The sequence below is a fragment of the Neptuniibacter sp. UBA6509 genome (genome assembly GCA_002435145.1).
Lineage (GTDB): Bacteria > Pseudomonadota > Gammaproteobacteria > Pseudomonadales > Balneatricaceae > Neptuniibacter.
The window spans coordinates 1-20,486 of the sequence record DJLT01000104.1; the positions used below are offsets into that span (position 1 = coordinate 1).

23 protein-coding genes are annotated in these 20,486 nt (G+C 43.2%); 12 read left to right on the forward strand and 11 right to left on the reverse strand.

Translation table 11 applies throughout. From position 1 onward, the window contains the following. Window positions 1-106 precede the first annotated feature (106 nt). The gene (locus B4K11_RS13135) at window positions 107-232 is read right to left on the reverse strand and encodes a hypothetical protein (RefSeq protein ID WP_292951030.1); all 126 of its coding nucleotides are present in this window, start codon (window positions 230-232) and stop codon (window positions 107-109) included. Between the two features lie 619 nt (window positions 233-851). Between B4K11_RS13135 and B4K11_RS13140 the strand changes: the two genes are divergently transcribed. Further along, entirely contained in the window at window positions 852-1,112 is a 261-nt protein-coding gene (locus B4K11_RS13140; RefSeq protein WP_292951032.1) for a hypothetical protein, read from the forward strand. A 62-nt stretch (window positions 1,113-1,174) separates the two neighbouring features. On the opposite strand, the gene B4K11_RS13145 is transcribed toward B4K11_RS13140, so the two are convergent. The 4 genes from B4K11_RS13145 to pdxH form a co-directional block, all read right to left on the reverse strand. Then, entirely contained in the window at window positions 1,175-1,363 is a 189-nt protein-coding gene (locus B4K11_RS13145) for a YqaE/Pmp3 family membrane protein (RefSeq protein WP_292951034.1), read from the reverse strand. 65 nt (window positions 1,364-1,428) lie between these two features. Continuing rightward, window positions 1,429-1,896 (reverse strand): FKBP-type peptidyl-prolyl cis-trans isomerase, encoded by a 468-nt coding sequence (locus B4K11_RS13150; protein WP_292951036.1) that lies wholly within the window; start codon window positions 1,894-1,896, stop codon window positions 1,429-1,431. 14 nt (window positions 1,897-1,910) lie between these two features. Next, complete coding sequence (locus tag B4K11_RS13155) at window positions 1,911-2,588, reverse strand: alpha/beta hydrolase (protein WP_292951038.1); 678 nt, start codon at window positions 2,586-2,588, stop codon at window positions 1,911-1,913. Further along, entirely contained in the window at window positions 2,585-3,232 is a 648-nt protein-coding gene (gene pdxH / locus B4K11_RS13160) for a pyridoxamine 5'-phosphate oxidase (RefSeq protein WP_292951040.1), read from the reverse strand. The genes B4K11_RS13155 and pdxH overlap by 4 nt, the downstream gene beginning before the upstream one ends. 263 nt (window positions 3,233-3,495) lie before the next feature. Between pdxH and B4K11_RS13165 the strand changes: the two genes are divergently transcribed. Further along, window positions 3,496-4,134 carry a hypothetical protein gene (locus B4K11_RS13165; RefSeq protein WP_292951042.1) on the forward strand — a complete coding sequence of 213 codons (639 nt, stop codon included), beginning with the start codon at window positions 3,496-3,498 and terminating at the stop codon, window positions 4,132-4,134. An 89-nt stretch (window positions 4,135-4,223) separates the two neighbouring features. Here B4K11_RS13165 and B4K11_RS13170 read toward each other — a convergent pair whose 3' ends face one another. The 3 genes from B4K11_RS13170 to B4K11_RS13180 form a co-directional block, all read right to left on the reverse strand. Then, window positions 4,224-4,874 (reverse strand): DUF2959 domain-containing protein, encoded by a 651-nt coding sequence (locus B4K11_RS13170; RefSeq protein WP_292951044.1) that lies wholly within the window; start codon window positions 4,872-4,874, stop codon window positions 4,224-4,226. Window position 4,875: 1 nt separating this feature from the next. After that, complete coding sequence (locus tag B4K11_RS13175) at window positions 4,876-5,880, reverse strand: hypothetical protein (RefSeq protein WP_292951046.1); 1,005 nt, start codon at window positions 5,878-5,880, stop codon at window positions 4,876-4,878. Window positions 5,881-5,942: 62 nt separating this feature from the next. Next, window positions 5,943-6,788 (reverse strand): alpha/beta fold hydrolase, encoded by an 846-nt coding sequence (locus B4K11_RS13180; protein ID WP_292951048.1) that lies wholly within the window; start codon window positions 6,786-6,788, stop codon window positions 5,943-5,945. Between the two features lie 276 nt (window positions 6,789-7,064). Here B4K11_RS13180 and B4K11_RS13185 point away from each other — a divergent pair, with 276 nt between their 5' ends. Both B4K11_RS13185 and B4K11_RS13190 read left to right on the forward strand, forming a co-directional pair. Further along, entirely contained in the window at window positions 7,065-8,354 is a 1,290-nt protein-coding gene (locus B4K11_RS13185) for an efflux RND transporter periplasmic adaptor subunit (RefSeq protein WP_292951050.1), read from the forward strand. Further along, a complete protein-coding gene (locus B4K11_RS13190) occupies window positions 8,347-11,517 on the forward strand; it encodes an efflux RND transporter permease subunit (protein ID WP_292951052.1) in 3,171 nt (1,056 codons plus the stop codon). The genes B4K11_RS13185 and B4K11_RS13190 overlap by 8 nt, the downstream gene beginning before the upstream one ends. 148 nt (window positions 11,518-11,665) lie before the next feature. Here the strand turns inward: B4K11_RS13190 and B4K11_RS13195 are convergent, their stop codons facing one another. Next, window positions 11,666-12,013, reverse strand: a complete 348-nt coding sequence (locus B4K11_RS13195) for a PilZ domain-containing protein (protein ID WP_292951054.1) — start codon at window positions 12,011-12,013, stop codon at window positions 11,666-11,668. A 353-nt stretch (window positions 12,014-12,366) separates the two neighbouring features. Between B4K11_RS13195 and dapC the strand changes: the two genes are divergently transcribed. The 7 genes from dapC (at window position 12,367) to B4K11_RS13230 (ending at window position 17,844) form a co-directional block, all read left to right on the forward strand. Then, window positions 12,367-13,563, forward strand: a complete 1,197-nt coding sequence (gene dapC / locus B4K11_RS13200; RefSeq protein ID WP_292951056.1) for a succinyldiaminopimelate transaminase — start codon at window positions 12,367-12,369, stop codon at window positions 13,561-13,563. 15 nt (window positions 13,564-13,578) lie between these two features. Beyond that, window positions 13,579-13,923, forward strand: a complete 345-nt coding sequence (locus B4K11_RS13205) for an ArsC family reductase (RefSeq protein ID WP_292951058.1) — start codon at window positions 13,579-13,581, stop codon at window positions 13,921-13,923. 50 nt (window positions 13,924-13,973) lie between these two features. Then, the gene (gene dapD, locus B4K11_RS13210; protein ID WP_292951060.1) at window positions 13,974-15,005 is read left to right on the forward strand and encodes a 2,3,4,5-tetrahydropyridine-2,6-dicarboxylate N-succinyltransferase; all 1,032 of its coding nucleotides are present in this window, start codon (window positions 13,974-13,976) and stop codon (window positions 15,003-15,005) included. Window positions 15,006-15,183: 178 nt separating this feature from the next. Continuing rightward, on the forward strand, window positions 15,184-16,329 hold the full coding sequence (dapE, locus tag B4K11_RS13215) for a succinyl-diaminopimelate desuccinylase (protein ID WP_292951062.1): 1,146 nt from the start codon (window positions 15,184-15,186) through the stop codon (window positions 16,327-16,329). Between the two features lie 39 nt (window positions 16,330-16,368). Further along, window positions 16,369-17,202 (forward strand): putative RNA methyltransferase, encoded by an 834-nt coding sequence (locus B4K11_RS13220; protein WP_292951064.1) that lies wholly within the window; start codon window positions 16,369-16,371, stop codon window positions 17,200-17,202. Beyond that, window positions 17,199-17,468, forward strand: a complete 270-nt coding sequence (locus B4K11_RS13225; protein ID WP_292951066.1) for a hypothetical protein — start codon at window positions 17,199-17,201, stop codon at window positions 17,466-17,468. Before B4K11_RS13220 ends, B4K11_RS13225 begins: the two co-directional genes overlap by 4 nt. Then, window positions 17,461-17,844: a hypothetical protein gene (locus B4K11_RS13230; RefSeq protein WP_292951068.1), complete on the forward strand. Its 384-nt coding sequence runs from the start codon at window positions 17,461-17,463 to the stop codon at window positions 17,842-17,844. Before B4K11_RS13225 ends, B4K11_RS13230 begins: the two co-directional genes overlap by 8 nt. A gap of 64 nt (window positions 17,845-17,908) precedes the next feature. Here B4K11_RS13230 and B4K11_RS13235 read toward each other — a convergent pair whose 3' ends face one another. Further along, complete coding sequence (locus B4K11_RS13235) at window positions 17,909-18,340, reverse strand: hypothetical protein (RefSeq protein ID WP_292951070.1); 432 nt, start codon at window positions 18,338-18,340, stop codon at window positions 17,909-17,911. 107 nt (window positions 18,341-18,447) lie between these two features. On the opposite strand from B4K11_RS13235, the gene greB reads away from it, so the two are divergent. After that, the gene (gene greB, locus B4K11_RS13240; protein ID WP_292951072.1) at window positions 18,448-18,957 is read left to right on the forward strand and encodes a transcription elongation factor GreB; all 510 of its coding nucleotides are present in this window, start codon (window positions 18,448-18,450) and stop codon (window positions 18,955-18,957) included. 45 nt (window positions 18,958-19,002) lie between these two features. Here the strand turns inward: greB and B4K11_RS13245 are convergent, their stop codons facing one another. Further along, entirely contained in the window at window positions 19,003-19,938 is a 936-nt protein-coding gene (locus tag B4K11_RS13245) for a sensor domain-containing diguanylate cyclase (protein ID WP_292951074.1), read from the reverse strand. Window positions 19,939-20,486 lie beyond the last annotated feature (548 nt).

Consider the following 20,486-nt stretch of genomic DNA (forward strand, 5'->3'; position numbering starts at 1 on the left):
TTAAAAACTATGGGACAGCAGTGACAATTGTGGTCCTTTTAGTAAGCAAGATGACCGCTGACAGATAGGGGAAGGTGACAACAACCTCAACAGCGATTTATTCGATTTACTTCTTAGGGTCGTTTTCCATTAGGTCTTTAATCTTGAAACCGCCCCAAACCATTGCAACAGTCATAACAGCAATCATCGCTAAACTAGGAATTAAAGTTTCCATACTGTATACATCAAACATTACGAAGCCCTCAAAAAATTTATTTCATCACTCAAAATCATTAATTGAAGATTACCCCGTTGCACATTAGTAAATATTGATACAGCTCAAGAAATCGCCCTGCCTGGAACCCTACAAATATTTTTATTGATCTGAAGCAACTTTCTGATTAAGTAACTTTCTGAATAACAGAACCCTCATCTGTTTTTCTCACACTCCCCTTCCCAATGCACTTTACACAAATGGGCTTTATGCAAATGAGCTTTACCAAAAGCATCAGGTATCGATCTATCCAGCACTAAACATTTAGCTAAAAGCATCCTAATTAATGCGAAATCTTACAAATCCAGCAAAGACAAATCAAATTCAAGTATTGATAAACCAAAATGAATAAAAAACATTTCAAATCATCATTTTTACTGCAAAAACGACCACACCCAAGACGCAAAAAAGTACTTATATATCAATAACTTAAAAAGAAAGATTCAATAGCAAAACCAACTCCCGAATTTATTTATTTTCTTCTTATTTTTCAACGACTTACATGCATAAAAATAACGAAATCTACTTGCGATTATTCACTATTTAATATAGACTTATCAATATAATTTAAAGAATATTCATTTGAGAGGAAATGAAGATGCAAGAGAAAGAAGTGAGACTATTATTCAAAGCGGGTGTTTTTGATTCATGCCAAGCAATTCCTATCTCTATGGCACGAGGATGGACACTTAAATTTGTGACTAAGCAGGAAGAAGTTTTTACTTTGGAACTTCAACGCTCTAAAGCAGAACGTGAATTTAAAAGCCTTGATGGCGCAGCTGCCGTCGCAAAGCGTATTGGCTTTGAATGGCTGAAAGTACAAATTGGTGATCTAGAGTGGCAAGAAAAGGTTAAATGACAGGCATAAAAAAACCGCTAGAAAGCGGCTTTGATGTGAGCATTTAAGAAAGGTAGTGAGTACTACTTATCTAATGCATCCTTTATTTTTTGGTCTGTTTTATACTGACTTAAAGCGTATACCGACCAGATTGCTGCTGGGATCCAACCAACCAAAGTAATCTGAAGCACCAAACAAATAATGCCGGCAATAGGACGACCAATTGTAAAAAACTGTAACCAAGGTATTAAAATAGCAAGCAACAAGCGCATTTTTGTCTCCAAGTTTTTGCGGGATATGGGTCTAATGACCTTTTAGCTAAACGGCACAGAGTGATCTAAAGATCCACTCGCCCATTAGACAGCTCCTCTACTGTCGCATCCCGCACTTCCATAATTTCAACGTCAAAATTTAATTCAAGACCCGCAAACGGATGATTTGCATCAACCGTTATTTCATCTTTGTCTATCTTAGTAATTGCAACAAACTGACTCTCACCCTGTTCATCTTCCATCTGGCAAACCATGCCTTCTGACAGCTCAGAAAATTCAGCAAATGACGCACGATCAACAAGAGATACTTTCTCTTCATCGCGGGCGCCATAACCCTGCTCAGGCGAGACTTTCACCTCAAAACGATCACCTACGACATGATCAGTCATAGCCGCTTCAAGGCCTGGCACTATATTTTTATGGCCATGCAAATAAGGAAGAGGCTCTCGATCACGAGAACCATCTAGAACTTCACCCTCACTATTCACAAGCGCATAGTGAAACGCCACCACCTTATCATTTGTAATCTTCATCTTTATCTCCAGCATCAACCAGCTAGCTGCTGTTTTAACCAGCCACCTAGCGCATCTATTTCTTCCAATACGACTTCATGACCCATTGGGTATGTCACCCAATCGGCACTGTAATTCATCGTTTCTAAATCAGCCATAGCTTGCTGGCCCAGTGTGATGGGCACAACGTCATCCTGTATGCCATGAGCCACCCAAATGGGGATATCTGCATTCGCGTCAGTACGTTGCTCTGAAATTTCTTCCGAGGTCGCCATATAAGTGGACAGCGTGACTAACCCTGCAAGAGCTACAGGGTACGTAAGAGCGGTATGATAGGCGACAGCGCCCCCCTGAGAAAAACCCGCCAATATTATTTTATCTGCGGGTATCCCTTCTTGAACCTGTTCATCTATCAGCCTTTTGATACGATCACTTGAGGCCATCAGTGCGGTTTTATCAACCTTGCGCCCGATGTTCATCTCTAAAATATCGTACCAAGCACGCATCGGCATGCCACCATTAACGGTCACAGGCATTGTTTCAGCATGAGGAAACAAAAACCTTACCGCCATCTCTTCCGATAATTTCAGGTAAGGAATAATTGGTTTAAAGTCATACCCATCGGCCCCTAAACCATGCAACCAGATCACGCAGGCTTGTGGTGTAGCTTCTGGCTCTACACGTACCATTGTATTTTCAGTCTCACAACTCATGGTTGTAACCTCTGTATCTGCCATTGCGAATCAACAAGGTTAAACTGAAAACGGTCATGCAAACGGTTCTCACGGCCTTGCCAAAATTCAAAACGTGTAGGTTTCAAAGCGTAACCACCCCACTCTTTAGGGTGCGGTATTTCGCCATTGCTATATTGTGCCTCTAGAGCCTCAACCGCTCGTTCAAGAGCCTCTCGACTCTCTATAGGCTGACTCTGACATGAAGCCGCTGCACTTAAACGACTACCTAGAGGCCGCTCATTAAAGTATTTAGCGCCTTGTGCTTGATCCAATTTTTGCACAGTACCTTGGATACGCACCTGCCTTTCTAAGCCCTTCCAATAAAACATCAATTCAGCTTGTGGGTTATCAGCTAAATCTGCACCTTTCTGGCTTCGGTAATCGGTATACCAAGCAAAACCTGTATCATCAAAATGCTTTAACAAAACAATACGAGCAGATGGCATTCCAGACGAATTTGCGGTGGCCAAAGTCATAGATGTGGCGTCATCAGGAGTATTAGCTATTGCTGCATCCATCCAGTCTGAAAATAGAGCAATCGGATCTGTTATCAGCCCCTCTTCCAATAGAGGCTCAGCGATATACTCTCTGCGTGTCGTGGTGAGATCACCTTTAACTTTCATAAAACTCTCTTTAATAAGGATAAAGCGACTGTATGATTTGAATCTAAGGCGCACTATAGCATTTCGTTAACCGACGAATAAGCTTACATATACAAAGATGAACTTATCATTAAAACCCCAGAGAAATTTCCTATATATATCTATTACTTAACCTTATTAAATAATATCTATATAGTTTGCTTAGAAAGCTTTTTTGTTAGACGTTTAGGGATCTTATGCGCTTTATTTATTTACTTGTGGTTTTCAGCTTCATATCAGGCTGCATGGACAAAAATGCCAAGCCATTTGATATGAAGAACCTTGCCAAATCCGATATTGATATGGTCGCGGACGTTAATCTTACTGAATGGCGTAAATTAACGCGTGAGTTAACCATCAAACTCTATAAACGAAACCCCAAAGAGCTTCAAAAAGTAGCGGGGATGACGGTAAATCAGCGCTTAGACCAACTCTTTCCTATTGAAAGGCTTCCTAACGGCTTCCCTGAACTAAACAATACCGATGGCAGCCTTGCGGTCACACTCGCCTTTTCCGAAGAGTTCGAAGGCGATAGAGTATTCGCTTATATGGCAGGTATTACTGGGATGCTAAATGCGGCTTATGATGGAAAAAAAGAGATATTCTTTCTAGATGATTTGAACCAGCAAAAGCTCTATAACTCCGCACGAAATTTAGAATCTGCCGCTTGGCATCTCAACAATCGAAAAGACCCTCAGGGTCAGCTTTATCTATTGAGCAATGGTATATCGGAAGAAGGCATCACTAATTACAGCTACGAGCGTATTCTAGGTAAGTTAATCGGCATACAAGATCTTATGGCTAGAATCATCTCAGATAAGACAAATCGCACTATTAACCGCGTAGTTCAAGGCGCTGCCTCAATGACGTTCTTACCGATCTAAATCACATCATTTAATCTTCATTACAGCGTATTAGAGTAGCCTTTAAGGCTATTCTAATACGTCTTACTAGGACATTTCTTTTAAAGAAATTAGCCCTGTTCCATCTGTTTTATAAATCGATTTGATTCTGTAATTGCTTTTTCCATATCAACAATCAAAAGATCAATATTACTTTTAATACCCTGATATTCACTCTTCAAAGAGCCTATAGCACGGGCATTCAGATTATGTTTTAGGAATAAAACATTGTCCTGTAGAGCACTCAGTACAGGAGGCATACGTTTTTCTGCTTTCTTTAAAGACCGTAACAAGTCGGCATAACGAGCTTTAGTTTCTCGTAATTTCGAAGCACTTTGCGCACGCAGGCTAGCATTACTGTATTTAGTCAGCTCCTCCTCCCACTCCTCAAATAGATCTTCGGAAACCTGTTCAACTTCATCTATATGATTACTCACTTCCTCAGCTGCACTGACGCTGTCATCATATTCATTTTGCAGACGATTATAGAGATCATCTAGTTTCCCACCGTCAAAGCTCACAACTGATTTAAACTGCTCTAAGGCATCTTTAAATTGCTCTTGGGCATCCTCCTGAGATTCCCTAGTATCCTCAACACGATCAACTAAAATATCTCGTTTATGAACACCGACCTGTTCCATCGCTGAGTAATAAGCGCTTTGACAAGCAGTGAGCGTGACACAAAGAAAAGAAACAAAAGCAAACCGAGCTAAGAAATTCATATTACCCACAACTCTCCAAAGGGCTGTTTATCCGTATTTCGGATATTTTGTGATTATCATTCAAACATAAAGTAACATCAGCGCGGTCAGGCATCTCATCTAACATATGTCGGGTGAGCCTTTCATAATGCTGAATAAAGCGCTTTATTTGCTCTTTATTCATAATACGCAGGTGCTCAGTCGGTTGCTGAGTGTCGTAAATATATTTCACACGCTCCGCCAACTTTTTCTCCTGCAGTGAGCGCCATTCGAATACCGCATCCATACTCGGAACCTTCAACATAATCAGCACTTCAATCATAGAGAATAACTCTTGATATGCGCCTGAAAGCTGAGCATTGACATACTCTCGCCACAAACCGCTTGGATCTTTATCCCGCTCCAGCTCATTAATCGGCTCCATTAAGAGCTCAGGTAGTTGCGGGTCAGCACCTACACACCAACCTTCTAAAACAATAACATCCGCAGGACCAAACCATTCCTGCCACACAGATGCCTGACAACGATCATCGGTAGATTTATCAAAAACAGGAATTTTGGTAATCGTACTTTCATCACTCTGTTTTAAAGAGTTCAAAATTTCGATCCCCAAATCAACATCATGCGTACCGGGAACTCCCCGCGTTCTCAATAAAGGGTGAATAGCCTCCGAAAGCTGAACACGTTCATCATGCGTTTTATAGAGATCATCAATGGAAAAACCCACAACTTTCAGGTTAAACCCTTCCGTTAATATCACTTCTATTAAATTAAAAAGAGTCGACTTTCCTGCGCCCTGAGCACCATTAATACCAACAACCAAGGGGCCATTTCTCTGCCGTTTTTTACAGGTTAACCACGCACCTAACGGCACATAGATCGCTTCAAACATATCGACTAAACCGATATCGACCTTCAATGATTCAAGCGTTGAAGCAAACGCTTTCTCAACAGCAGCGACAGCATCTTCCCGCTCTCGATAACTTAAACAAAGCTGATCTTGTGGCCAACGCGTCAATACACTCATTCAAGTTCCTAAAAAGGTTATTTGATCGTTCTATTATTATCGCTACTTAAAATGATCCAAATTTAGCGAGCTCTGTTTTCTCGTAGCCAAGCTTGGATCTTACCCATTTGATCTACTTCCATTAAAGAAGGGGCATGCACCAAATCTGGAATCGAGAATAGATCTAAGTTTTTATTTTCTTGCATTGTTCGCACTGTATCCGCTTGCAATACATCAGAGCTCTCACCCCAAATGAGGAGCTGCGGAATAGCAACCGCTGACCATACGGGCCATAAATCGATATCATCGGCACTGCTATCAATAGTCGCTTGAGCAATAGCGGGATCATAATGCAATGCGTAGCCATCATCCAACAATCTAACGCCATGTTTAGCTAGATGCTGCCACTGAGAGTCTGTTAATTTTTTGAAAGACTCATAGGTTTCACGTAGGTAAGACTCAACATCAAGCAGAGAATCAAATCGTTTGTCACCTAAATAAGCCGAGATCCGCTGTAAAGATTCAGCAGGAACAAAGGCGCCAATATCGTTCAATACCAAATGTTTAATGGGAGAGTCAGGAAGAGCCGCTAAACACATGCCTATAATCCCGCCCATCGAAGTGCCCACCCAATCCACCTGATCGACATTCAATTTAGCAATCAATGTGTTTATATCATTTAAATACTGGGGGATTCCGTAAACCTGTCCAGGTGGCAACCAATCACTTTCTCCACGACCTACAATATCAGGACAAACAACTCGGTAATCTCGAGACAGCGCAAGCGCTAGTTCATCAAAATCACGGCTATTACGAGCCAAGCCATGTACACAGATGATAACCCGTTCATTATCACGACTGCCCCATTCATGGTACACCATGTTATGAAATCCAGTTGCGTTTAAACAACGTACACTATCTGTATGCATCCGACCTTTTTCCCTTAAGGTTTTCCAAGAGTAATAAGTTAGCATATGAAAGAGCTATACTGCGAACAATCAAACTGTTTCAATACTGACTCAATGAAGAAGCAAAGACATTATTTTACCTGACTAAAAAACTAGACTGCCTCCGTTCTACTTTTAAAAATATGGCAATCTAAAGTGTAAAGATATGAAACGTTAGGTGAACTGAAATATATTATTCAGCTAATATAGTTAGCATCCTAATTTCCTCGTTATAGATAATAGGGTTACAAACAAAGCATGAGCAAAGCATCAACAAAACAGCCATCACATCTCAAATGGATTCTTCCTATTGTGATTATCATTGTAGCTATTGCTACATTTGCTCTCCTTAAAATGAACAAACCCAAAGCAGCTTCCCAGGTCGTCGCTGAAAAGGTATGGAGCGTCACTACCATTACAGCCGCCCCTGGCTTACACCAGCCCTCTTTAAGCTTATATGGAAAAGTAGAATCGCCTAGGATGAGCAATGTGACTGCGGCGGTAACAGCCTTTGTTCGAGAGGTTTATACCGATGAAGGGCGCAAAATCACCCCTAATGATTTACTTATTCAACTCGATGATAGTGATGTGCTGCTCACAGTCCAGCAAAGACAAGCAGATGTAGATAATCTATTGGCTCAAATAGAAACAGAAAAAATTCGCTACAACACTGATTTAAAAGCACTAAAAATTGAGAAAAACCTGCAGCAACTAAGCTACAAAACCGTAAAACGGTACGAAAACCTCATCAAAAGAAAACTAACAAGTCAGGAAAAGTTAGATGCGGCGCGCAGAGACTACCAACAACAAGCGCTGTCACTTACACAACGAGAACAAGCCATTGCCGACCACCCAAACCGCTTACAGCAATTAGAGTCACAACGATTACGCGCCACCAGCCTACTGGATGCCGCTAAACTTGACCTTTCGCGCACACAAATAAAAGCCCCTTTCATCGGTCGTGTTGCTGGCCTAAGTGTCGCCCCCGGTGATCGTGTAAGAGCAGGCGATCCACTTTTAGAGCTTTATAGTCTGGATCGCTTAGAAGTAAGGGCGCAAATTCCAAATCGAATTCTGCCGTTGTTACGAGACCGAAAGTCAGAAAAACCTATTACGGCCCGGGGATTGATCAATGGAGAAGTCATTGAGTTAGAACTGGATCGAATTGCAGCCGAAGTGAGTAACGGTCGCGCCGGGGTGGATGCACTCTTTAAAATTAATAACACCGATGATCTACCTGAAACAGGGCGTTCAATAGAGATCAGCGTAGATCTACCCGAGATAGCACAGGTGATCCCTGTGCCGCCTACAGCCCTATATGGTTTAGATAGAGTCTACCGAATCATAGATAGTCGCTTGGAAGCAGTACAGGTCACACGTATTGGTGACAGTATTGATCAAAACGGCAAGCCTATCGTACTTATATCGAGCCCAAACATTACCAGTTCCGATACCCTTGTAATTACTCAGTTACCTAATGCCATTACCGGATTGAGGGTCAACGACATTTCAAAAGCAATAGTGGAAGAAGGCACTATTGATGAGTAATTACCAAGGGCCATTACAGAATTTAATTACCACCTTCACTAGTCATCGAGTGGCATCAAATCTGTTTATGCTTTTAATGATTCTTGCGGGTGTTTGGGGGTTAAAGAAATTAAACACCCAGTTTTTTCCCTCATTTGAATTAGATGTCATTACCGTCCAAGTGGTATGGAGTGGTGCAGCTGCAGAGGATGTCGCCAATTCAGTTATATTGCCTATTGAGGAGGAGCTAAAGTCACTCACAGGTATAGATACCCTCTACTCGACAGCTCAGCAAGGCTCAGCGTCTATCCGACTAGAAGTGACTGAAGATACTGATGTTGACTATCTTCTAGATGAAGTAAAACAGAAAATAGACAGTGTAAGAAATGAACTACCCAGCGATGTAGAAGAGCCCCTAGTCCAACGTATCATCCGCTATGAACAGATCGCTAGTCTGATTATTAGCAGCAAAAACGGCAGCTTAGACGAGTTAAGGGCTTACGCTTATAAATTTGAGAATGAACTACTTGATCTCGGTATTAATAAAGTAGATTTCACCGGTTTACCCGATAAACAGATAAGTATTGAGCTCCCCGCTGCACAGCTGCACGAACTTGATATGACAATGGCTCAAGTTGCTAATAGCGTGCGTTTAAGAAGCTTAGACCTTCCAGCAGGCACCGCAGCTAAGGCGGATGGTGCCCGCCAAATTCGTAGTTTAAGTCAACAGAGGGATGTAGAAGGTTTTAGGCAGCTTCCTGTTATTACCGATAGTGAGGGACGGCTTATTCGCCTTGGTGATATCGCCGATGTCTCTTTAACCATCAAGGACCGTCAGGTCCTACTCAAATATCAAAATGATCCTGCTATTATGCTGCGGCTACGTCGCACAGAAAGCCAAGACACACTAGCCTCTGCAAAGATACTGAACAACTGGTTAGACGAAACACGACCGACACTACCTGCTGATATTCAGATGGTGACTTATGATGAACGCTGGCAGCCTGTACAGCAGCGTATAAACCTACTGTTAAAAAATGGTTTAGGCGGTCTTGTTCTTGTTATTTTGATCCTTTTTCTCTTTCTAAATGCGAGGGTCGCATTCTGGGTCACGGTTGGTATCCCAGTCTCCTTCATGGCAACGCTGGCTGTACTATATGCGATCGGTGGCAGTATCAACATGATCAGCCTTTTTGGTCTGATCATGGCACTCGGTATCATTGTTGATGATGCAATCGTTGTGGGTGAGGACACTCTGACCCACGTTCAGATGGGCGAAAGCGGTTTAGATGCAGCAATAGGCGGCGCTCATCGAATGCTTGCACCCGTTATGGCATCGTCCATGACAACCATCGCAGCCTTCCTTCCTCTACTACTGATTGGCGGCACAATTGGCAATATTCTGATAGATATCCCTACCGTTGTTATCTGCGTAATTCTTGCCTCATTAGTAGAGTGTTTTCTGATTTTGCCAGGACACCTTCATCACAGCATTAGAAACGTTGAAGACCTGCACCCATCAAAACTTCGCATTCGTTTAGAAAATGGTTTTACCCGCTTTAAAGAGGGGCCTTTTAGGCGCTTAGTCACTAAAGCCGTCGATTATCGCTGGGCAACAATCGCTTCTGCATTTGGTATTTTTATCATCGCCATCGCTTTACTTGCTGGGGGACGTATAAAGTTCACATTCTTCCCTGCGGTTGAGCGTGACACGATGACTGCTAATGTTCAATTCAGTGCGGGCAGTCCTGCTGACCAAGTCAGTGCATTTATTGGCCATTTAGATCAAACACTCATTGAAACCGACCAAGCCTTAGGCGGTAGCAATGTCAAAGTCTCATTACAACGTTTACGAAGCGCCTCTTTTTCTCGGACCTCAGTGTCTGGCAATCAAGGTGATGAATTTGGCGCGCTTTTAGTCGAGCTTCAACCCGGCGATGACCGTGAAATTAGTACCAGTGAATTTAATACAGAATGGCGAAAACGCATTGTGCTTCCTGCTGGGATTGAGAAGTTCTCGATCGATATCGCCAAAAGTGGGCCACCCGGAAAACCTATTGAAGTTAAGCTATCCGGCACAGATATTCACAACATAAAACAAGCTTCTTTAAGCATTCAAGAGCTGCTAAAAGGCTATGTTGGACTCACCAATATCGATGACGATCTTCCCTTTGGTAAATCCCAACTGATTTATGAGCTAACGCCTGCAGGTAAAACCGCTGGTTTAACACTCGATGCCGTGGGCCGACAACTTCGCGCAGCGTTTGATGGTTTGAAAGTGCAAAACTTCTATCAAAATAGAGACGAAGTTGAAGTGCGCATTCTTTTACCTAAAGAGGAGCGAGATCGCTTAAGCGTTATTGAACAGCTTCCTATCGTGCTGCCAAATGGCGGAACAACCCCCCTAAGCAATGTAGTGCACTTCCGAGCCAAACAGGGGCTAGATACGTTAACCCGAGTTGATGGACAGCTATCGATCAAAGTAACGGCGGATTTAGATGAAGCCGCAGCCAACGCTGATGAAATAATTTCCGATCTAAAAGCAGGAAAACTTGAGCAGATACTTGGGCAATATGGTGTATCCGCTAGCTTTGAGGGCAAAAACAAAAGTCAGCGTGAAACCCTAGATGATATGAAACTGGGCTTAATGCTCGCTTTAACCCTTATTTTCATCATTCTCGCCTGGGTTTTTGCCTCCTATAGTTGGCCAATCGCTGTGATGCTAGCCATCCCTCTAGGACTTACCGGTGCAATTATTGGGCACGGAGTCATGGGACTAAGCATGACGATTCTATCCCTATTTGGCTGCTTTGGACTCTCTGGCATCGTCATCAATGATTCAATCGTCCTTGTGACATTTTACAAAGAGTTACGAAGAAAAGGGATCGCTGTTGAGGCCGCCATCGTTGAAGCCGCCTGCCAACGTTTACGTGCAGTACTTTTAACCTCACTTACCACTATCGCGGGCCTTACCCCCATTCTTTTTGAAACATCACTACAAGCCCAGTTCCTAATCCCTATGGCTGTTTCAATTGTCTTTGGTTTAGCTTACGGAACTGTATTAATACTGTTATTTGTACCGGCCACATTAACGGTAATTGAGTCTGCCCGTGCAAAAATCGGGCGTGGGAAATTAGAAATATCAGAAACGCTAACACCTCAAACTAAAGAGGCTAATTCCTAAGAACTTTTATTACTAAAACTTGTATTACTAGAAAAGAAGGACTGTGAATTGTAATGGCGGAGAAACCCTACATTCTAAAAGGTATATAATTGTAGTTTACAAGGCTGTACTAGCAAGGCGTAAGCTACGAGGTTTTAGTACAAGCAAACTACATCAACTTATCAGTTATATACTGCTGTATAGCTTTTAGCGCTTGGCGATCAACACTCAAGACTGATAAGCCCAGCTGTGTATGTTCCTGAGATTGTCTACGCATATACACAGCCAGACAATGGCAATGCACAGCTTGATCATCAAGCCCAAAATGAAGATGCACCTCCAATGGCGTACCCTCAACAGGCGGCTTTAAAGATGCAATTTCATTGCCTCCCTCGATCAGCATGCCGCTGACACTCAGGTTGAGCAGAGTTACATCAATACAGTTCCCATCATAAGATTCTAATTCAGCCACTAGGCTCGTATTCACCCTTGGATAGATACGTCTTTCTGAATTCATAAAAAGTGCCTTTTATTAATTTAGAGAGCGTTTAAAACTAGGATTTAATTAAGTATCCATGGCCTCCTAGCCAGCGTAAACAGTACCTCCCACGCACTCCTTCAGAATAAAACTAAACCAACCCTTCATGCAGATCTTATGTTTAGCATAGTCCAATTCCCACAGACGCATTGCAGGAGAGACAAAAAGCCCTACTTTTCCAGTGATTATGGGCGTTTCAAGCAAGATATAGTGCAATAGATAGGCTCTACAGGCTTATTCGCAGAATGATAAGAATTCAGATATAATTTTGCCCCTAATTTTCTGCATTTTGTTTTCGCAAACATCCCTAATATGGGAATTCAAGGACCAGTATGAATCGCGATCTAAGTCTGCTACAGCCCTATCCTTTCGAAAAACTGACAGCTTTAAAGGCTGAAGTAACTCCACCGGCTGATCTTGATCATATTGCACTCTCTATTGGTGAGCCAAAACACCCGTCGCCCTCTTTTGTGCACGAGTGCCTGATTAAAAATATGGCCAAGCTTGAAAACTACCCAACAACCAAAGGGTTACCAGAGCTACGCCAAGCTATTGCAGGCTGGTGTACCAACCGTTTCAAGCTAAGCGAAAGCACCCTGACGGCAGATAACCATGTGCTACCAGTTAATGGTACGCGTGAAGCGATCTTCGCCTTTACTCAAGCAGCAATTGAACGTAAACCTGATGCGCTTGTTTTATCTCCAAACCCTTTTTATCAAATATATGAGGGTGCAGCTTATCTTTCTGGTGCTGAACCATACTATTTAAACTGCTTAGAAGAGAATGGGTTTATTCCTGATTATGACGCCGTTTCTGCAGATATTTGGCAGCGCTGCCAACTGCTATTCTTGTGCTCACCAAGCAACCCTACAGGTGCAGTCACCAATCTTGAGACCTTAAAGAAACTGATCGCTCTTTCTGACAAATACGATTTTATTATCGCATCGGATGAATGTTACTCAGAAATCTATCTGGACGAAGCACAAGCACCCGTTGGGCTTTTACAGGCTTGTGCTGAATTAGGTCGTGACGATTATAAAAACTGTATCGTTATGCACAGTCTTTCTAAACGTTCAAATCTGCCGGGCCTACGTTCAGGTTTTATTGCGGGCGATGCGGCTTTATTAAAACCGTTCCTTGCCTACCGCACCTACCACGGTTCATCTATGCCTATTCAACACCAGCTTGCGTCTATTGAAGCTTGGGGAGATGAAGAACACGTTCTAGAAAACCGTGATCAGTACCGCCGCAAGTTTGATGCAGTCATTGAAATACTAGCGCCTGTTATGGATGTGAAGAAACCGGAAGCGAGTTTCTACTTATGGGCAAAAACGCCTATCGCTGATGATAAATTTGCACAAGGTCTATTTGCTTCTCAGAATGTGACCGTATTACCTGGTCGTTACTTATCTCGTGATACTGACAACACGCTACCGGGTGCTGGTTATGTCCGCATGGCCTTAGTCGCTACTGTTGATGAATGCGTAGAAGCAGCTAAACGCATTCGTGAATACATTGAAGCACTTTAATAGGATCCAACACTGATGATTACTATGTATGGAATACCTAACTGCGATACCATCAAGAAAGCTAAGAAGTGGCTTGAAGCGAATCAGATAGAATACCGCTTCCACGATTACAGAAAAGATGGTTTAGATGCGGATCAGCTTAAAAGCTGGGCATCAGAATTAGGCTGGGAAACACTACTCAATAAACGTGGAACAACCTGGCGCCAGCAGTCTGACGAAGTAAAAGAATCAATAAATGAAGCATCGGCTATTGAGCTCATGCTTCAGCACCCTGCCATGATTAAACGACCGCTATTAGATACCGGTTCTGTTCGCAAGGTAGGCTTTAAAGATACAGAATATTCCGCTCTGTTGGGTTAATTCTCTAACATAGCAAAACGAATTATAAAATTTGAAATCTGGAGATCAACATGGCTAATTTTGCATTCGGCTTAGGTGTAGGTACAAAATCCTCAACGGGCGAACTATTAGAAGTCTATTACAATGCACCGATCCTTAATGCTGATGATGCGATTGTAAATGCAGTTGCAGGAAAAATTGGTTACGAAGGCGGTAACGCGGCAATCGAAATCAAGGAGCCTCAGTTAAAAGATCTTGAAGCTGCCTTTTTGTCTGTCGATGCAGAAGAGCAAGCTGAAATTGTTGAGATCCTAAAAGGTACAAGCCAAGCATTGGTGGTATGTATCCTTGAAACAGACGAAGCACCTACAACAACGGCAGAAGCTTACCTAAAACTAACGCTACTTTCACAGCGTTCAGTTCAGCCTCACGGCATTAACCTGACTGGCATCTTCGGCCTACTTCCTAACGTAGCTTGGACTAATGAAGGCGCTGTATCTTTAGATGACCTTCCAAAACGTCAGCTTGCAGCACGCGCTCAAGGTCGTATTCTAAGCGTTAGCTCTGTTGATAAATTCCCTAAAATGACTGACTACGTTGTACCAACAGGTATTCGTATCGGTGATGCTATTCGCGTTCGCTTAGGTGCTCACGTAGGTGAAGGCACGACTGTAATGCATGAAGGCTTTGTAAACTTCAATGCAGGCACAATGGGCGTTAGCATGATCGAAGGCCGCATCTCTGCTGGTGTTGTTGTCGGCAACGGTTCAGACCTTGGTGGCGGCTGCTCAACAATGGGCACGCTTTCTGGTGGTAACAACGTTGTAATCTCTGTTGGTGAAAACTGCCTATTAGGCGCTAACGCAGGTCTTGGTCTTCCTATGGGCGACCGTTGTACTTTAGAAGCTGGCCTTTATGTAACAGCGGGTTCTAAAGTGACTATCCTTGATGATCAGAACAATGAAGTCAGCACAGTTAAAGCCGCTGAACTTGCAGGTAAACCTGATCTATTGTTCCGTCGCAACTCTCAGAATGGTCGTATCGAAGTTAAAACGAACAAGTCTGCAATTGAGCTTAACGAAGAGCTTCACAAGCACAACTAAAAACTGGCTCTAAGCTATTACCTTGCTTATTCAGCGTTGGGGCTTAGTTCGGAATGCTCATTTACTTCAGTAAACTCGGCATCCTTACTAAGCTCCGTATTGCTTAAGTATCGTTCATAACGCTTAGCCTCCAGCTTTAGCCTTTCTTCATATCACGCCCTTCCAAACGGATACCCCTATGACCCAGAAACACTCAGCAACAATCGAACTTGCAAAAGACCTTATCAGTCGTCGCTCCGTCACTCCTGAAGACGCCGGCTGCCAAGAGATGATGATTGAGCGCTTAGAAGCTTTGGGCTTTAAGATTGAGCGCCTGCCTTTTGAAGAAGTAACAAACTTCTGGGCACGCCGCGGTGATTCTGGCCCTGTATTTTGTTTTGCGGGCCATACAGATGTAGTCCCATCCGGCCCGGAAGAGCGCTGGGAGTTTCCACCTTTCGAAGCCACGATAGATCAAGGCATGTTATGTGGACGCGGCGCAGCTGATATGAAAGGCAGCATTGCCTCTTTCATGACCGCCTTAGAACGCTTTATTGAACATCACCCAGACCATGAAGGCTCCATCGCACTTCTTATCACAAGTGATGAAGAAGGCCCCTGGGTGAACGGCACAACACGTGTAATTGACCACCTTGAAGCACGCAATGAAAAAATTAAATGGTGTATCGTTGGCGAACCGTCCAGCACTACGCATGTAGGTGATGTAATCAAGAACGGTCGTCGTGGTTCTCTAGGTGCGACCCTGACAGTACGCGGCGTACAAGGTCATGTAGCTTATCCACATTTAGCGGTAAACCCAATCCATATGGCAGCGCCAGCTTTAGCAGAACTAGCAGCTGAAGTATGGGATGAGGGTAATGACTTCTTCCCGCCAACAAGCTTTCAGATCTCAAACATCAATGGCGGCACAGGCGTTACCAACGTTGTACCTGGACATGTCGATATCATGTTCAACTTCCGCTTTTCTACTGAAGTTACAGCCGATGAACTTAAGGTTCGTGTACGCGATATTTTAGATAAGCATGGCTTAGAATGGGATATTGATTGGGTGCTTTCAGGCAATCCATTCTTAACCGCTGAAGGCGACCTAGTTGAAGCATGCCAGCACTCGATTAAGGCGATCACAGGTACAGAGACCGAGCTATCCACTTCCGGTGGAACATCCGATGGACGCTTCATTGCTCCTACCGGTGCACAGGTTGTCGAGTTAGGTCCTATCAACGCAACGATTCACAAGTTAGATGAGCGCGTAAGCTGTAAAGACCTGGATACCCTATCTGACGTGTATGAAAACATTCTAGCCCGCTTACTGGCTAAATCTTGATAACTCATACTAAAACTTAAGATAAGGAACCATCCTTAGATGCAACTCACCTGCCCTGTTTGTAAATCAGAACTTACCCAGCAGGCTAAAAACCTTCGCTGTGAAAACAATCACAGTTTTGATGCCGCTAAACAGGGCTATTGGAATCTTTTGTTAGCGCATAAAAAGCGCTCAAAAGATCCAGGCGATAATCCAGAGATGGTACAAGCTCGTCGTGAGTTTTTAGAGCAAGACTATTATCAGACACTATCTGAGCGCATCAATTCATTAGCGCTAGAATCAGTCAAAGATATATCTGAACCCCACATCTTGGATATGGGCTGCGGTGAAGGTTATTACACTGCACGCCTTGCCGAAGCGCTTAAAGAAAATATGGGTACCTCGGCATCTATTACAGGCTTAGACATCTCCAAACATGCCGTCAAAGCCGCATGCAAACAAAGCAAGACAACCACATGGCTAGTCGCTTCAGGCGCTGATATCCCACTCCCAGAACAAAGCTTAGATCTACAGCTGGTTCTGTTTAGTAGACTCATGCCTGAAGCCTTCTCAAAACCGATGAAACCGGGTAGCACTTTGCTGGTCGCTTGGCCGGGAGAACGACATCTAATTGAGCTACGCAAACTCATCTACAAAGAGATTAAAACCAGTCATTTTGATCCGGTTGCAACACTCGATGAATTTTTTGAGCTATCTAAGATCGAAACTGTCAGCTACACCTTTGAGCTTGATTCAAGCGATCAAATCAGCACACTGCTAGCCATGACCCCACACAGTCAACGCCTTCCAGCAGAAGCTAAATCCAGCATCTGCCAACAAGAAAAGCTGACACTGACGCTGGACGTTAACTTAGGTGTGTTTACACGCCGATGAATAAACTAAAACAATGGCTGTACCGCAGAGCCGATAACCCTAGGCAAAACCTGGTCATCCTTGGTATTGGCTTCGTCACTTTCTTTATCGGCTTATTGATACTAGGAGCCGCGGAATTCGCATTCAAAAGCTCAGTATCACAAGAGATTCTTGGCCTTATTGGCTTGATCATATTAAGTGTCGGCATCATACTGGCAGCTATTGGCTATCTTAGCCTCAGCGTTTTACGCATCATCCGTTTTATAAGCGACGACAAACATGACTAATACCCGACACCCTGATATCGAGATATACGTTAAAAATCGCTCCTTAGAAGCGATTCAGGAGTGGCTTCAGTCACATGCAGACCAGTTAGAGTGCACTTCGTCCAAAAACAACATTCACGAATTCACGCTGACCTTTCAAGACAATAACGTTGAAACGCTGATCCATGAACGAGTAGCGGGTAAAGCTTGGACAAGTGTCTGGCTAAAATCTGATACAAGCCCTTGGGCAACGGATCTGGAGTGTGCCCACGCAGCATCTAAAGAGCTAGAGACTCAAATACGCTGCATCGCCTCTGGCTGGAATGACGGTGATGATCCGGATGAGTACTGGAAAGTAGAAGATAACGCTGAAGAAAAGATACAGTGGCAGACTTAACCCAAGCCAGCTAAAAAGAAGTAACCATTTGCTTATCACGGCAGCTTAGAAAACTAACAGCAGACTATGCAGCTACCCGTATCTGCTGCTTCGACTCTTCAATCTCATCAATCAATAGCTGTCCGGTCGACATCAGTGCAACCTTAGCATATTCATCCGACGGTAAACCTTGCTGGCGCGGTGTATTGCTATGGGTATAGAGGTATCCGTTCACATAGGCAAAGTCGCCTACCAAGCCCTCATGAACAGCCGTATTTAAACGTTCAGTGACAACCCCATCATGTAGTTCATTAACGTCAGGGTAGCCTCCCTTTGCTTCAGGAAGCTTAAATTCACCAGCACTAACCTCAGCCACAGCTTCAGGTTTAATGAGTGCCTGATTCGAGTGAATCAAACTCAGCAACATTGAGAACTGCGCACCACTACCGCTCTGAACCGCATGGCTCAAAGTGGAGGTATAGCCCTCAATTCTGGTTTGAATTTGCTCAGTTCTCATTAGACTCGAATTTTAAATAAAAAAATATTTAATTGATGTCCCGTTTTTATCGACCAAACGTTAGAATTCTTTAAAATAAATATGAAAAACTAAGGAAATAGATACTCATGGGAAGATGGCGCCCCCCACAGCCGCGTAGCTCTAAATACATTACAGCGGAAGGCTATACTCGATTAAACGAAGAGCTTAAGTACCTTTGGAAAATAAAGCGCCCAGAGATCACCCAATCCGTGAAGGAAGCAGCCGCCCAAGGTGATCGCTCCGAAAACGCCGAATACATTTATGGAAAAAAGCAACTACGCGAAATAGACCGCAGAGTCCGTTATCTATCTAAGCGCTTAGAAGATATGGTCGTGGTTGATCGAGCACCCACTCCTGATAAGCAAGACACCGTATTCTTTGGCGCATGGGTCACGCTGCTTGATGAAGATGAACAAGAAAAAAAGCATCGCATTGTTGGGCCCGATGAGATCGATGCAGGTTCCAACTATATTTCTATGGATTCCCCCCTTGCTCAATTGATTTTAAAAAAGCAATTAGGGGATGAGGTTTGCCTTAAAAAGCCCGATGGCAGTGAATGCTATTATGAGATCACAGCGGTTGAATATATCTACTGAAGCACTCTTAAAGCACTCTCACCTACACTGAAACATCAATTATAATTATGACTGTTTATCACTGTACATTCGTCGATCAGCTTCTTCGAGCCAATAGTCTAAAGATTTATGACTATCATCAATAAATACGGCGCCTACGCTCACACTTAAATCGTGAGCATCTAGCCTTTCAGATAATCGCAGGGAAGTTTGATTTAACTGCTCAACATTGCGGACTACCGCCAGCACGACAAACTCATCACCAGCCAAACGGGCAGCTATATCGTCCTCCCTAATAATCCCCTCAAGAACCTCCGCTAAGCGCTTCAGAGCATCATCCCCTGCCGCATGCCCCTGTGTATCATTAATTCCCTTTAAGCCATTCATATCCAGATACAAGAGACCCAAGGATAGATCAGATCGTTTTGACAATGCTAAGCATTGTTTAGCCACCGAATTAAACCCTCTTCGGTTATACAATCCTGTCAGTTCATCGGTCATTGCTAGATTAGATATCACTTGATACTGGGATAGAATTTCTAGATCCGCTTCAATCAAATCCCTCAATTCAGATACTAGGTCAACATATGCCTGCTTATAATCTGTAGATTTAAAATCCATCACACAGATAGTTCCAAATGGCTCACCGGTGGGCCAAGAAACAGGCAAACCTAAATATGAACGAAAGCCATCATTAGCAACTTCAGGGTTTGTATCCCAACAACGCTCAGTCGGCGCATCATCTACATAAAGCACCTCTTGCTGCTCGACCACTTTTTTACAGAAGATATTCGTATCAGGGGGAATAATAACTCCTGGATCGTAAGGGTTCGATTCCTGATCACTCGATATAACAACTTGGTAACCTTCAGGTTTATACTGAACAATGAAACCAGCAGGGGCACCAAAAACACGTGCCATCACATCAACCGTTTTCTGCCATTTAGCGAGAGGTACTAACCCCTCATCTTTGCCTAACACCCACTGATCGGGATCAATCATGATCACCCCTCACCCAAAACTATTAAAACTATATGACTGTCTTATTGACTGACAGTTCTGTCTAAACCAACATAAAACCGCATAGATACCCATAAAATATATAGTTATATAAAAAGTAGGCAATATGCATATTAGATTAAAAAGACATAATGCTAAAACTTAATGACAAAAAACTAATTCAGCCTTAAAAAAAAGAACGGGCTGGATCGAATAAAAGAAAAGCAAAAGAAGATAATTGATAGGGTAAATATAAGGGATATAGAACCAGCTCAAGACTAGATTCTTTAAGTGGCTGATCGAATGAGACATATAAGATTACTATTGCGCAACGATACGTAGCTTATTTCAGGCACAAAAAAACCAGCTCAGGTCTGGACTCTTTAAGTGGCTGATCAAATAAGGCGTATAGGATTACTATCACGCTACGCATGCCCTTCGGGTTATCGTCAGAAGCTACCTGATTTGAAAAGAAAAGCGTTCTGCGGGCTTCGCCTTCCGAGTCGAACCTCTCCTTAAAAACAAAAGACGGTTCTCATCCTATACAACGA

Bases quoted from the DNA above. Each gene is read 5' to 3' on its own strand.
- B4K11_RS13135 (WP_292951030.1), bottom strand. From the start codon at position 232: ATGTTTGATGTATACAGTATGGAAACTTTAATTCCTAGTTTAGCGATG.
- B4K11_RS13140 (WP_292951032.1), top strand. From the start codon at position 852: ATGCAAGAGAAAGAAGTGAGACTATTATTCAAAGCGGGTGTTTTTGAT.
- B4K11_RS13145 (WP_292951034.1), bottom strand. From the start codon at position 1,363: ATGCGCTTGTTGCTTGCTATTTTAATACCTTGGTTACAGTTTTTTACA.
- B4K11_RS13150 (WP_292951036.1), bottom strand. From the start codon at position 1,896: ATGAAGATTACAAATGATAAGGTGGTGGCGTTTCACTATGCGCTTGTG.
- B4K11_RS13155 (WP_292951038.1), bottom strand. From the start codon at position 2,588: ATGAGTTGTGAGACTGAAAATACAATGGTACGTGTAGAGCCAGAAGCT.
- pdxH (WP_292951040.1), bottom strand. From the start codon at position 3,232: ATGAAAGTTAAAGGTGATCTCACCACGACACGCAGAGAGTATATCGCT.
- B4K11_RS13165 (WP_292951042.1), top strand. From the start codon at position 3,496: ATGGACAAAAATGCCAAGCCATTTGATATGAAGAACCTTGCCAAATCC.
- B4K11_RS13170 (WP_292951044.1), bottom strand. From the start codon at position 4,874: ATGAATTTCTTAGCTCGGTTTGCTTTTGTTTCTTTTCTTTGTGTCACG.
- B4K11_RS13175 (WP_292951046.1), bottom strand. From the start codon at position 5,880: ATGAGTGTATTGACGCGTTGGCCACAAGATCAGCTTTGTTTAAGTTAT.
- B4K11_RS13180 (WP_292951048.1), bottom strand. From the start codon at position 6,788: ATGCATACAGATAGTGTACGTTGTTTAAACGCAACTGGATTTCATAAC.
- B4K11_RS13185 (WP_292951050.1), top strand. From the start codon at position 7,065: ATGAGCAAAGCATCAACAAAACAGCCATCACATCTCAAATGGATTCTT.
- B4K11_RS13190 (WP_292951052.1), top strand. From the start codon at position 8,347: ATGAGTAATTACCAAGGGCCATTACAGAATTTAATTACCACCTTCACT.
- B4K11_RS13195 (WP_292951054.1), bottom strand. From the start codon at position 12,013: ATGAATTCAGAAAGACGTATCTATCCAAGGGTGAATACGAGCCTAGTG.
- dapC (WP_292951056.1), top strand. From the start codon at position 12,367: ATGAATCGCGATCTAAGTCTGCTACAGCCCTATCCTTTCGAAAAACTG.
- B4K11_RS13205 (WP_292951058.1), top strand. From the start codon at position 13,579: ATGATTACTATGTATGGAATACCTAACTGCGATACCATCAAGAAAGCT.
- dapD (WP_292951060.1), top strand. From the start codon at position 13,974: ATGGCTAATTTTGCATTCGGCTTAGGTGTAGGTACAAAATCCTCAACG.
- dapE (WP_292951062.1), top strand. From the start codon at position 15,184: ATGACCCAGAAACACTCAGCAACAATCGAACTTGCAAAAGACCTTATC.
- B4K11_RS13220 (WP_292951064.1), top strand. From the start codon at position 16,369: ATGCAACTCACCTGCCCTGTTTGTAAATCAGAACTTACCCAGCAGGCT.
- B4K11_RS13225 (WP_292951066.1), top strand. From the start codon at position 17,199: ATGAATAAACTAAAACAATGGCTGTACCGCAGAGCCGATAACCCTAGG.
- B4K11_RS13230 (WP_292951068.1), top strand. From the start codon at position 17,461: ATGACTAATACCCGACACCCTGATATCGAGATATACGTTAAAAATCGC.
- B4K11_RS13235 (WP_292951070.1), bottom strand. From the start codon at position 18,340: ATGAGAACTGAGCAAATTCAAACCAGAATTGAGGGCTATACCTCCACT.
- greB (WP_292951072.1), top strand. From the start codon at position 18,448: ATGGGAAGATGGCGCCCCCCACAGCCGCGTAGCTCTAAATACATTACA.
- B4K11_RS13245 (WP_292951074.1), bottom strand. From the start codon at position 19,938: ATGATTGATCCCGATCAGTGGGTGTTAGGCAAAGATGAGGGGTTAGTA.